At 63.7% G+C, this 11,922-nt stretch carries 14 protein-coding genes; 12 read left to right on the top strand and 2 right to left on the bottom strand.

All coding sequences use genetic code 11. The features are described 5' to 3' along the window. Positions 1 to 4 precede the first annotated feature (4 nt). From Q0P59_RS01165 to Q0P59_RS01115, 11 genes are all read left to right on the top strand, one after another. Positions 5 to 289 (top strand): integration host factor subunit beta, encoded by a 285-nt coding sequence (locus Q0P59_RS01165; protein WP_150430159.1) that lies wholly within the window; start codon positions 5 to 7, stop codon positions 287 to 289. 70 nt (positions 290 to 359) lie between these two features. Beyond that, positions 360 to 641, top strand: a complete 282-nt coding sequence (locus tag Q0P59_RS01160) for a lipopolysaccharide assembly protein LapA domain-containing protein (RefSeq protein ID WP_295002648.1) — start codon at positions 360 to 362, stop codon at positions 639 to 641. After that, a complete protein-coding gene (gene lapB, locus Q0P59_RS01155; RefSeq protein WP_295002606.1) occupies positions 638 to 1,810 on the top strand; it encodes a lipopolysaccharide assembly protein LapB in 1,173 nt (390 codons plus the stop codon). Before Q0P59_RS01160 ends, lapB begins: the two co-directional genes overlap by 4 nt. Positions 1,811 to 1,818: 8 nt before the next feature. After that, positions 1,819 to 3,138 (top strand): UDP-glucose/GDP-mannose dehydrogenase family protein, encoded by a 1,320-nt coding sequence (locus tag Q0P59_RS01150; RefSeq protein WP_295002603.1) that lies wholly within the window; start codon positions 1,819 to 1,821, stop codon positions 3,136 to 3,138. A 12-nt stretch (positions 3,139 to 3,150) separates the two neighbouring features. Further along, a complete protein-coding gene (gene rfaE1, locus Q0P59_RS01145; protein ID WP_295002602.1) occupies positions 3,151 to 4,074 on the top strand; it encodes a D-glycero-beta-D-manno-heptose-7-phosphate kinase in 924 nt (307 codons plus the stop codon). Positions 4,075 to 4,084: 10 nt separating this feature from the next. After that, positions 4,085 to 5,083 carry an ADP-glyceromanno-heptose 6-epimerase gene (rfaD, locus tag Q0P59_RS01140; protein WP_295002600.1) on the top strand — a complete coding sequence of 333 codons (999 nt, stop codon included), beginning with the start codon at positions 4,085 to 4,087 and terminating at the stop codon, positions 5,081 to 5,083. Continuing rightward, entirely contained in the window at positions 5,076 to 5,975 is a 900-nt protein-coding gene (cysM, locus tag Q0P59_RS01135) for a cysteine synthase CysM (protein WP_295002598.1), read from the top strand. Before rfaD ends, cysM begins: the two co-directional genes overlap by 8 nt. Next, positions 5,972 to 6,757 (top strand): 3'-5' exonuclease, encoded by a 786-nt coding sequence (locus tag Q0P59_RS01130; protein ID WP_295002597.1) that lies wholly within the window; start codon positions 5,972 to 5,974, stop codon positions 6,755 to 6,757. Before cysM ends, Q0P59_RS01130 begins: the two co-directional genes overlap by 4 nt. Positions 6,758 to 6,818: 61 nt before the next feature. Further along, a complete protein-coding gene (gene ppa / locus Q0P59_RS01125; RefSeq protein ID WP_295002595.1) occupies positions 6,819 to 7,355 on the top strand; it encodes an inorganic diphosphatase in 537 nt (178 codons plus the stop codon). A 7-nt stretch (positions 7,356 to 7,362) separates the two neighbouring features. Continuing rightward, positions 7,363 to 8,979 (top strand): NAD+ synthase, encoded by a 1,617-nt coding sequence (locus Q0P59_RS01120; RefSeq protein WP_295002592.1) that lies wholly within the window; start codon positions 7,363 to 7,365, stop codon positions 8,977 to 8,979. A 20-nt stretch (positions 8,980 to 8,999) separates the two neighbouring features. After that, entirely contained in the window at positions 9,000 to 9,338 is a 339-nt protein-coding gene (locus Q0P59_RS01115; protein ID WP_295002590.1) for a P-II family nitrogen regulator, read from the top strand. A gap of 62 nt (positions 9,339 to 9,400) precedes the next feature. On the opposite strand, the gene Q0P59_RS01110 is transcribed toward Q0P59_RS01115, so the two are convergent. Together Q0P59_RS01110 and trxB are read right to left on the bottom strand one after the other, a co-directional pair. Beyond that, a complete protein-coding gene (locus Q0P59_RS01110; protein ID WP_295002587.1) occupies positions 9,401 to 10,150 on the bottom strand; it encodes a Smr/MutS family protein in 750 nt (249 codons plus the stop codon). 6 nt (positions 10,151 to 10,156) lie between these two features. Then, positions 10,157 to 11,119 (bottom strand): thioredoxin-disulfide reductase, encoded by a 963-nt coding sequence (gene trxB / locus Q0P59_RS01105; RefSeq protein ID WP_295002585.1) that lies wholly within the window; start codon positions 11,117 to 11,119, stop codon positions 10,157 to 10,159. Positions 11,120 to 11,248: 129 nt separating this feature from the next. On the opposite strand from trxB, the gene Q0P59_RS01100 reads away from it, so the two are divergent. Further along, positions 11,249 to 11,911 (top strand): Crp/Fnr family transcriptional regulator, encoded by a 663-nt coding sequence (locus Q0P59_RS01100; RefSeq protein WP_295002583.1) that lies wholly within the window; start codon positions 11,249 to 11,251, stop codon positions 11,909 to 11,911. Positions 11,912 to 11,922 lie beyond the last annotated feature (11 nt).

Genomic DNA, 11,922 nt, shown 5'->3' with positions numbered 1-11,922 from the left:
TAGCATGACCAAATCCGAGCTCATCGCCCGACTGGCGGAGCGGTTTCCGCAGTTGGTGGCGAAGGATGCTGATTTTGCGGTCAAGATGATTCTCGATGCGATGTCCGAAGCGCTGGTGCGCGGGGATCGCATCGAGATCCGCGGATTCGGCAGCTTTGCGCTCAACTACCGGCCTCCGCGTGTTGGACGCAACCCCAAGTCTGGGGAGAAGGTCAGTGTGCCGGCCAAATGGGTTCCCCATTTCAAGGCTGGAAAAGAGTTGCGCGAACGGGTCGATCAGATGATCTGACGCCGGGCTTGGCTCAATGTGGTAGATTTGGGGCGGTGAATGATTTCACTGCCCCTTTTTATTGAATGTCATGACAGCATTGACTTGGGCCGTTCGGCTCATCATCTTCATTTTCCTGGTGGTGTTTGCTGCGCAGAACACCGATCCGGTCAGCCTGAGGCTTTTGCCGGGGCAGATCTGGCAGGCGCCGCTGGTGCTTGCCTTGCTCGCTTTCTTCGTCGGCGGCGTGATCATTGGCGCGCTTTCCTTGCTCGGCGTGCTCTTTCGCCAGCGGCGCGAAATTTCCCGACTGAAAAAGGCGGCTGCACGCCAACCGCAGGTGCCGGCCATCGAAACGCCTCCCGTCGTATGAGCGAGGTTGTCGATTACTGGCAGTTGCTGCTGATCCCGGTTTTTTTCGGCCTGGGCTGGGCGGCGGCGCGCGTTGATATGCGGCAGGTCATCCACGAATCGCGGGCCTTGCCGCGATCCTATTTCCAGGGCTTGAATTTCCTGCTCAACGAGCAGCCCGACAAGGCCATCGACTCCTTTCTCGAGGTCGCCAAGGTCGATTCGCAAACCGTCGAACTGCATTTCGCGCTGGGCAATCTCTTTCGCCGACGCGGCGAAACCGAGCGTGCCATCCGCATGCACCAGAACCTGATCGATCTGCCCGATCTCGACGAACGCGTTCGCCTGCAGGCACTCTCGGAGCTGGGGCAGGATTACCTGAAAGCCGGCTTGCTCGACCGCGCCGAGGAAATATTCAACAAGCTGCTGGGTACTTCGTTCGAAGAAGAGGCCAAGCGCAACCTGCTGGAAATCTACCAGGTCGAGAAGGAATGGCTGAAAGCCGTCGAGATCGCCCGCGAACTGCCCGATGTCGCCTCGCATCGCGAAATTGCCGAGTACTACTGCGAGCTGGCCGCCAACGAAATCATGCGCTCGCGTCCCGACGAGGCGCGCCAGCACCTCGAAGTCGCCATGCAGGAAAACCGCAAGTGCGTGCGGGCCAGCCTGTTGCAAGGCGATCTCCTTCTCCAGGAGGGCAAGCCGCAGGAGGCGATCGAGGCCTGGCAGCGCATCGAGCAGCAGGCCCCGGCCTATCTGGCCCTGGTTGCCCAGCGCCTGCTGGATACCTATCGCAAGCAGGAACGGGTAGCCGAAGGCATCGCCTTGTTGAGCGGCTACCTCGAGCGCTATCCGTCGCTGGATCTTCTCGAAGTGGTCTATCAGCTGGTGCTCGAGAGCGACGGCTCCGAGGCGGCTTGCCGCCTGGTGCGCGCCGAGTTGCAGCGCAATCCGACCCTGCTCGGTCTCGAGAAGCTGATGAGCGCGCGCCTGCCTTTGGTCGCGCCCGAGGTCAGGCCGGATGTCGAACTGGCGAAGACCATCATCCAGGGCTATACCAAGCGTCTGTCGCGCTATCGGTGCGATAATTGCGGTTTCAAGGCCCGCCAGTTCTACTGGCGCTGTCCGGCCTGCGGCGGCTGGGAAACCTATTCGCCGCGCCGCAGCGAAGAATTCGATCAATCCCTGTAGGAAATTTCATGAAAATCACGGTTGTCGGTACCGGTTATGTCGGTCTGGTCAGTGGTACCTGTCTGGCGGAAGTGGGTAATGACGTGCTTTGCCTGGACGTCGATCCGGAAAAGATCCGTATCCTTGAAGAAGGCGGCATCCCGATCTACGAACCGGGCTTGCAGGAAATGGTTCGCCGCAATGTGGCCGCCGGCCGCCTGCACTTCACTACCGATGTCGAAAAGGCCGTCCAGCACGGCACCGTCCAGTTCATCGCGGTCGGCACGCCGCCCGACGAAGACGGCTCGGCCGACCTGCAGTACGTCCTCGGCGCCGCCCGCAACATCGGCCGCCTGATGACCGACTACAAGGTCGTCGTCGACAAGAGCACGGTGCCGGTCGGCACCGGCGCCAAGGTTCACGCCGCCATTGCCGACGAATTGGCCAAGCGCGGCGTCAATACGCCGTACAGCGTCGTGTCGAACCCCGAATTCCTCAAGGAAGGCGCCGCCGTCGAAGATTTCATGCGCCCCGACCGCATCGTCGTCGGTGCCGAGGACGAGCAGGCCATCCACCTGATGCGCGCCCTCTACGCCCCGTTCCAGCGCAACCACGAGCGCCTGATCGTCACCGACATCAAGAGCGCCGAACTGACCAAGTACGCCGCCAACGCCATGCTGGCGACCCGCATCAGCTTCATGAACGAACTGGCCAACCTGGCCGAAGTGCTCGGCGCCGACATCGAAATGGTCCGCCAGGGCATCGGTTCCGACCCGCGCATCGGCTACCACTTCCTGTACCCCGGCTGCGGCTACGGCGGCTCCTGCTTCCCCAAGGACGTCAAGGCGCTGATCAAGACCGCCCAGGACGACGCCGACATCACCCTCAAGGTGCTGACCGCCGTCGAGGAAGCCAACGACGCGCAGAAACATGTGCTGACCGGGAAGATCAAGCAGAAATTCGGCGACCTCAAGGGCAAGCACTTCGCCCTGTGGGGCCTGGCCTTCAAGCCGAACACCGACGACATGCGCGAAGCGCCCAGCCGCGAGCTGATCGCCGACCTGTTCGCGGCCGGCGCCACGGTTTCTGCCTACGACCCGGTCGCCATGCACGAAACGCAACGCATCTTCGGCGACGAAGCCCGCCTGAACTACGCCGACAGCCCGATGGGCGCGCTGGAAGGTGCCGATGCCCTGGTCATCGCCACCGAGTGGAAGGAATTCCGCAGCCCGGATTTCGAGGCGATCAAGGCGACCCTGAAGCACCCGGTCATTTTCGATGGCCGCAACCTGTACGATCCCAAGTTCGTGCGCGGCACGGGCATCGAGTATTTCGCCATCGGCCGCTGAGAGAATCGCAACATGCTGGAAAAGGTTTCGCAGGTTCGCCTGCTCGTCGTCGGCGACGTGATGCTGGACCGTTACTGGTTCGGCGACGTCAGCCGGATTTCGCCGGAAGCGCCGGTGCCGGTGGTCAAGGTCGAGCGCCAGGAAGAGCGCCTCGGCGGCGCCGCCAACGTGGCGCGCAACGCGGCCTCGCTGGGCGCCGTGACGGCGCTGCTGTCGGTCGTCGGCGACGACGATGCCGGCCGTTCGCTGGCTCGCCTGCTCGAAGAGGGGCAGATCGACGCCGGCCTGCACATCGACGATGACCTCGACACCATCGTCAAGCTGCGCGTCATCGGGCGCCAGCAGCAATTGCTGCGCATCGACTTCGAGACGCCGCCGTCGCACGAGATCCTGCAGGCCAAGCTGGCCGATTTCGAGCGCCGCGTCGCCGATGCCGATGTCGTCATCCTGTCCGACTACGGCAAGGGCGGCCTGACTCATATTTCCGACATGATCCGTATCGCCCGCGCTGCCGACAAGCCCGTCCTGGTCGACCCCAAGGGCGACGAGTGGGGCAAGTACGCCGGGGCGACGGTGATCACGCCGAACCGCTCGGAACTGAAGCAGGTTGTCGGCAACTGGCGGAACGAGGACGAACTGGTCGCCAAGGCCACCAAGCTGCGCGGCGAACTGGGCCTGGAAGCCCTGCTTGTCACCCGCAGCGAGGAGGGCATGACCCTGTTCGCCGACGAGGTCCACCATCAACCGGCCAAGGCCCGCGAGGTGTTCGACGTCTCCGGCGCCGGCGATACCGTCATCGCCACGCTGGCCGTCATGCTCGCCGCCGGCGCCGCCTGGGGCGAAGCCATCCGCGTCGCCAACATCGCCGCCGGCATCGTCGTCGGCAAGCTGGGTACGGCGGTCGTCACCCGCCAGGAACTCGTCGCCGCCCTGTAAGGAGAATTCCATGTATTACGTCGTCACCGGCGCTGCCGGCTTTATCGGCTCCAACATCGTCAAGGCGCTGAACGAGCGCGGCATCACCAACATCATTGCCGTCGACAACCTGACCAAGGCCGACAAGTTCAAGAACCTGATCGACTGCGAGATCGCCGACTACCTCGACAAGCACGATTTCATCGAGCGCATCCAGGCCGGCCATTACGACGGCGAGATCGAGGCCATCCTGCACGAAGGCGCCTGCTCCGACACCATGGAGACCGACGGCCGCTACATGATGGAGAACAACTACCGCTACTCGCTGATCCTGCTCGACTGGTGCCAGGACCAGGACGTGCAGTTCCTCTACGCCTCGTCGGCCGCCACCTACGGCGCCAGCAACGTTTTCAAGGAAGAGCGCCAGTACGAGGGGCCGCTCAACGTGTACGGCTACTCCAAGTTCCTGTTCGACCAGATCGTCCGCCAGCGCCTGGCCAAGAACCCGTCGTCGCAGATCGTCGGCTTCCGCTACTTCAACGTCTATGGCCCGCGCGAGACGCACAAGGGGCGCATGGCCTCGGTCGCCTTCCACAACTACAACCAGTTCAAGGCCGAAGGCAAGGTCAAGCTGTTCGAAGGCTCGCACGGCTACGAGAACGGAGGCCAGATGCGCGATTTCGTCTTCGTTGGCGACGTCGCCAAGGTCAATCTCTTCTTCCTCGACCATCCCGAGAAATCCGGCATCTTCAACCTCGGCTCCGGCCGGGCGCAGAGCTTCAACGATGTCGCCGTCGCCGCCGCCAACGGCTGCCGCAAGGCCAAGGGCGAAGCCCCGCTGTCGCTGGCTGAACTGCGGGCCCAGGGCCTGCTCGAATACATCGCCTTCCCCGAGGCGCTGAAGGGCAAGTACCAGGCTTTCACGCAAGGCGACCTGACCAAGCTGCGCGAAGCCGGCTACGAAGCGCCGATGGCCACGGTGGAAGAGGGCGTTTCCCAATATATCGAGTGGCTGCATCGCAATGTATAAAACCCTGCAGGATTTTGTCGGAAACACGCCGCTGGTGCGCCTGGTGCGCATCCCGGGGGCGGATAACGACAAGCGTGGCAACGTCATCCTGGCCAAGCTGGAAGGCAACAACCCGGCCGGTTCGGTCAAGGACCGCCCGGCCCTGTCGATGATCGTGCGCGCCGAGGCGCGCGGCGACATCAAGCCGGGCGACACGCTGATCGAGGCGACCTCCGGCAATACCGGCATCGCGCTGGCCATGGCGGCAGCGATGAAGGGCTACCGGATGATCCTGGTCATGCCCGAGAACCAGAGCGTCGAACGCCGCCAGAGTATGCGCGCCTTCGGCGCCGAGCTGGTGCTGACGCCCAAGGACGGCGGCATGGAACTGTGCCGCGACGTCGCCGAAAAGATGCGCGACGAGGGCAAGGGCATCATCCTCGACCAGTTCGGCAACCCGGACAATCCGCTCGCCCACTACGAAGGCACCGGTCCGGAAATCTGGCGCGATACCGACGGCAAGATCACCCATTTCGTCTCCAGCATGGGGACGACCGGCACCATCATGGGCACCAGCCGCTTCCTGAAGGAACAGAACCCGGCCATCCAGATCGTCGGCTGCCAGCCGGAAGAGGGCAGCCAGATTCCCGGTATCCGCAAGTGGCCGGAAGCCTACCTGCCCAAGATTTACGACAAGACCAACGTCGACCGCATCGAATACGTCAGCCAGGCCGACGCCGAGGCGATGACCCGCCGGCTGGCCACCGAAGAAGGCATCTTCGCCGGCATTTCCTCGGGCGGCGCGCTGGCCGTGGCGCTGCGCCTGTCGCAGCAACTGGAGAACGCGGTCATCGTGTCGATCATCTGCGACCGTGGCGACCGTTACTTGTCGACCGGCGTTTTCCCGGCATGAAACCGGTTCTCGTCTTCGATATCGAGACCATTCCGGACGTTCCCGGCCTGCGCCGGCTCAACGACCTGCCGGGCGAACTGTCGGACGACGAAGTCGCCGAACTCGCCTTCCAGCAGCGCCGTGCCCGGACCGGCAACGACTTCCTGCAACTGCACCTGCAGCGGGTGGTGACCATTTCCTGCGTGCTGCGCACCGGCGAAGGCCTCAAGGTGTGGTCGCTGTCCGAGCCGGACCTGAACGAAGGCGCCATCATCCAGCGCTTCTTCGACGGCATCGAGAAATTCACGCCGCAGATCGTGTCGTGGAACGGCGGCGGCTTCGACCTGCCGGTGCTGCACTACCGCGGCATGCTGCACGGCGTGTCGGCGCCGCGCTACTGGGACATGGGCGACGGCGACTACGCCGATTCCCGCGACTTCAAGTGGAACAACTACATCAGCCGCTACCATACCCGTCACCTCGACCTGATGGATTTGCTGGCCCTCTACAACGGCCGCGCCAACGCGCCGCTCGACGACCTGGCCAAGCTCTTCGGCTTTCCCGGCAAGCTCGGCATGGACGGCGGCAAGGTCTGGGAAGCCTGGCAGGGCGGCCAGATCGCCGACATTCGCGACTACTGCGAAACCGACGTGATCAATACCTACCTGGTCTACAACCGCTTCCGCCGCCTGCGCGGTGAACTGACGGCGGAAGAAGAGATCGCCGAAGGCGAATTCGTGAAAGCCCAGTTGGCCCGTATCGGCGCGCCGCACTGGCAGGAGTTTCTTGCCGCCTGGGGCTGAACACTGGCCGGGCGACGCTATAATCCCAAGTTCTCAAACTTAAACGCAGAGAGAAAAAACGATGGCACTCAATAACGTATCCTCCGGCAAGTCCCTTCCCGAAGATTTCAATGTCATCATTGAAATCACCGCCCACTCCGATCCGATCAAGTACGAAGTCGATAAGGAATCCGGCGCGATCTTCGTCGATCGCTTCATGGGTACCGCGATGCACTATCCGTGCAACTACGGCTACATCAACAACACCATCGCCGGTGACGGCGACCCGGTCGACGTCCTGGTCGTCGCGCCGTTCGGCCTGCCGCCGGGCGTCGTCGTGCGTTGCCGCGCCATTGGCATGCTGGCCATGGAAGACGAAGGCGGCCAGGATGCCAAGCTGCTGGCCGTACCGGTGCCGAAGCTGATCCAGACCTACAACGACGTCAAGACCTACGAGGACATCCCGCAGATCCTGCGCGACCAGATCTCCCACTTCTTCGAGCACTACAAGGATCTCGAAAAGGGCAAATGGGTCAAGGTCCTGGGCTGGCAAGGCATCGAAGCCGCCCACCAGGAAATCATGGAAGGCGTCGCCCGCTACCAGGCCGAGGCCAAGTAAGGCGTCCATGCTGCGCATCGCCGTTGCCCAGTTCAACGCCACCGTCGGTGACCTGACGGGCAACGTCGAACGCATCATCCAGTGCGCCGCCGAGGCCAAGGCCCGTGGCGCCCATGTGCTGCTGACGCCGGAGCTGGCGTTGTGCGGCTATCCGCCGGAAGACCTGTTGCTGCGCCCGGATTTCTACCGGGCCTGCAACCGGGCTCTCGACGACCTGGCTTCCCGCGTCGACGGCATCGCCGTCATCGTCGGGCATCCGGAAGAACGCGACGGGACCTGCCACAACGCGGCCACCGTCATCCAAAACGGCCAGCGCGCCGCGACCTATCGCAAGATGCGCCTGCCGAACTACGAAGTCTTCGACGAGAAGCGTTATTTCGAGCAAGGCACCGAAGCCTGCGTCGTCACGCTGAACGGCGTGCGCTGCGGCATCAATATCTGTGCCGACATCTGGGAAGAGGGGGCCGCCGAGCTTGCCCGCCAGGCCGGCGCCGAACTGCTGCTCGTCCTCAATGCCTCGCCCTGCCACCTCGACAAGACTCGCGAGCGGGTCCAGGTGCTGGCCGACCGGGTCGAGGCCACCGGTATCCCGGCCGTCTACTGCAATCTCGTCGGCGGCCAGGACGAACTGGTTTTCGACGGCGATTCCTTCGCCTTGAATCCCGACAAGACCGTCTGCATGCGCCTGCCGCAGTTCGAGGAAGCGCTCGGCATCGCCGATTTCGCCGCCGGTCGCCTGAAGTCGGACGACCTGTGCGCCGAACTGCCGCTCGAGGCCGAGGCCTACAATGCGCTGGTGCTGGGCGTGCGCGACTACATCGGCAAGACCGGCTTCAAGGGCGCCATCATCGGCCTCTCCGGCGGCATCGACTCGGCCCTGACCCTGTGCGTCGCGGTCGATGCGCTGGGAGCCGACAAGGTGCATGCCGTCATGATGCCGTCGCCCTACACGGCGCAGATGAGCCTCGACGACTCGCGCGAGATGATCCGCCAGCTCGGCTGTTCCTACGACGAAATCGCCATCGCGCCGGCCATGGAAACCTATGCGGCCATGCTCGACCCGCTGTTCGCAGGCCTGCCGGCCGACACGACGGAAGAGAACATCCAGGCCCGCATCCGCGGCAACATCCTGATGGCGCTGTCCAACAAGACCGGCAAGCTGGTGCTGACCACCGGCAACAAGTCGGAGATGGCGGTCGGCTACTGCACGCTGTACGGCGACATGGCCGGCGGTTTCGCGGTCATCAAGGATGTCTACAAGACCCTGGTCTATCGCCTGTCGCGCTACCGCAACACGCTCTGCCAGGGCGACCCGGTGATTCCGGAAAACATCATCGTCCGCCCGCCGTCCGCCGAACTGAAGCCGGACCAGAAGGACCAGGACTCGCTGCCCGAATACGAGGTGCTGGACGCCATTGTCCGCGCCTACATGGAAGAGGACCGCAGTCCCCGCGAGATCATCGCCGCCGGACTGCCGGAAGCCGACGTGCGCCGTGTCGTGCGCCTGCTGCGCATCGCCGAATACAAGCGCCGCCAGGCGCCGGTCGGCATCCGCATCACGCCGCGTGGCTTTGGCAAGGATTGGCGGTATCCTATTACCAATCGCTATATCGACGAATTTTGAGAAGAGAGAGGGATCAATCCATGAAGAAGATCGAAGCCGTCATCAAGCCGTTCAAGCTCGACGAAGTGCGCGAGGCCTTGTCGGAAATCGGCATCAGTGGCCTGACCGTGACCGAGGTCAAGGGTTTCGGCCGGCAGAAGGGGCATACCGAGCTGTATCGCGGTGCCGAGTACGTCGTCGATTTCCTGCCCAAGATCAAGATCGAGATCGTCGTCACTTCCGACCACGTCGATTCCGCCATCGAAGCCATCATCAAGGCGGCGCGCACCGGCAAGATCGGCGACGGCAAGATCTTCGTGATGCCGGTCGAGCAGGTCGTGCGTATCCGCACCGGCGAAACGAACGAATCGGCCATCTGATCCGCGCGGGCTGGCAACAGCCTGCAATCAGGCCGTGCAGAGGGCGACGCAAGTCGCCCTTTTTATTTTTTGGCGGCGCGCAGCAGGACGATCAGCGCGCCTTCGCCGCCGTCGTGCGGCCGCGCCTGGCAATAAGCGAGGATTTCCTGGCGCTGGGCCAGCCAGCCGCGGACCAGCTGGCGCAGGATGGACAGCTTTTGCGGCGAGCCGTGCCCCTTGCCGTGGATGACCCGCACGCAGCGCTGGCCGTGGTGCAGGCATTCGGCCAGGAAGGTGGCCAACTGGTGCCGGGCTTCGTCGCGATTCATGCCGTGCAGGTCGAGTTCGGCCTGGACGACCCAGCGACCGCGCCGCAGGTCGCGGAGCACGCCGACCGACAGGCCGTGGCGCAGGTGGTTCGCTTCATCGCCGCCTTCCAGTCGATCCTGCAGGCCGATTTGGCCGTGCAGGCTTTCATGCAGGGCGGCGCGTTCGTCGGTGATGGATTGTTGCGCCCGCGGCGGCGGGAGCGGTCCGCCGAGATGGACGCGATTCGGTGACGGAATGGGCTGCACGCCCGCCATGGCGACGTGGAAAGCGCGTTGGTCGGGGTCGGCGGGCAGGGGGCGGGCAGCGCCGGTGGCGCTCCAATGGGCCGGCAAGGCGGCGTGCTGCTGGTCGCGCGCCGCCGCCTTGGGCGATGGTTCGGCCGGCCGGGGCGGCCTGACGGTGGCCGGGCGCGGCCTGGCGAGCTGGACGCGGTCATCCGGCGGCAGCGGCTCTACATCGGCCACCGCCGCCCGGAAGGCGGCAAGGTCGTCGGCGTCGCTCAAGCCCGATCAGGCGTGGCCGAGGTTGTCCAGGTAACGCTCGGCGTCGAGCGCGGCCATGCAGCCGGTGCCGGCCGAGATGCAGGCCTGCTTGTAGATCTGGTCGGCCACGTCGCCGGCCGCGAAAACGCCCGGGATGCTGGTCTGCGTGGCGTTGCCCTTGAGGCCGGCCTCGGTGATCAGGTAGCCGCCGTCCATCTCGAGCTGGCCGGCGAACATGTCGGTGTTCGGCTTGTGGCCGATGGCGATGAAGACGCCATGCACGTCGAGCTTCTGCGTGGCGCCGCTTTGCGCGTTCTTGACCGACAGGCCGGTGACGCCGGAGTCGTCGCCGAGCACTTCGTCGAGCGTGGTGTTCCACAGGATGGTGACCTTGCCGGCCTTTTCCTTCTCGAACAGCTTGTCCTGCATGATCTTTTCGGCGCGGAACTTGTCGCGGCGGTGGATCACCGTGACGTGGCTGGCGATGTTGGCCAGGTAGAGCGCTTCCTCGACGGCCGTATCGCCGCCGCCGACGACGGCGACCGGCTTGTTGCGGTAGAAGAAGCCGTCGCAGGTGGCGCAGGCCGAAACGCCCTTGCCCTGGAACTTTTCTTCGGAAGGCAGGCCTAGATACATGGCCGAGGCGCCGGTGGCGATGATCAGCGCGTCGCAGGTGTAGGTGCCGGCATCGCCGGTCAGCGTGAACGGTTTTTCGGTCAGCTTGGCGGTGTGGATGTGGTCGAAGATCATCTCGGTATCGAAGCGGCGGGCATGGGCTTCGAAGTTGGCCATCAGTTCCGGGCCCTGGATACCGTCGGCGGCCGCCGGCCAGTTATCGACGTCGGTGGTCGTCATCAGCTGGCCGCCCTGGGCCATGCCGGTGATCAGCACCGGCTTGAGGTTGGCGCGGGCGGCATAGACGGCGGCGGTGTAGCCGGCCGGGCCGGAACCGAGGATGATGAGCGGGGTATGGCGGGCGTTCTGGGACATGATGATCCTCTTGGGTGGCTGATCCGAAAATTATAGCGTTGTCTGAGCTTCCAATTTTCCCGAAGTTCCTATGTAATTTGGGAATCAGGTTTATAATCGTCTCGTAACTCTATGAACGGAAACTGAATTATGGCAACTACTCCTGTCGGTTTTAGCCTGGTTGTGTTGCGTAACGTCGCCCTGTTTTCGGGTCTGGACGACGGGGAGCTGGAGAAGCTCTCCAAGGTTTCCGGCCGGAAGCGCGCCGAGCGCGGCGCATTCGTTGTCCGGGCCGGTGAAAGTACGGATTCGCTGTACGTGTTGCTGGCCGGGCGGGCCAAGGTGACCAATACCGACGAGGAGGGGCGCGAGATCATTCTTGCCTGGCTCGGTCCGGGCGAGTTTTTCGGCGAGATGGGCCTGATCGACGGCAGTCCGCGTTCGGCCAACGTGGTCGCCGCGGAACCCTGCGAGTTGCTGTTCCTGAGCAAGGAGGCCTTCCAGCGCTGCCTGCAGGACAATTTCCAGGTCGCCCAGAAGCTGATGAAGACGCTGGTGCTGCGCCTGCGCGAGGCGGACCGCAAGATCGAAAGCCTGGCCTTGCTGGACGTTTACGGCCGTGTTGCCCGCTTGCTGCTCGATATGTCGGAGGTGGCCGAGGGGCGGCGCGTGGTCAAGAAGAAGATATCGAAACAGGATATGGCGAAAATGATTGGTGCTTCGCGTGAAATGGTCAGCAAGGTCATGCGCGATCTGGAATTGAGCGGTTATATCCGCTATGAGGATGACGTGCTGGTCATCCCGGGGGCTTGAGCATGGCGCGA

The sequence above is a fragment of the uncultured Dechloromonas sp. genome, assembly GCF_945957265.1.
Classification (GTDB): domain Bacteria; phylum Pseudomonadota; class Gammaproteobacteria; order Burkholderiales; family Rhodocyclaceae; genus Azonexus.
The sequence above is the reverse complement of the archived record's forward strand: the minus strand, read 5'-3'. Positions and strand labels throughout refer to the sequence as shown.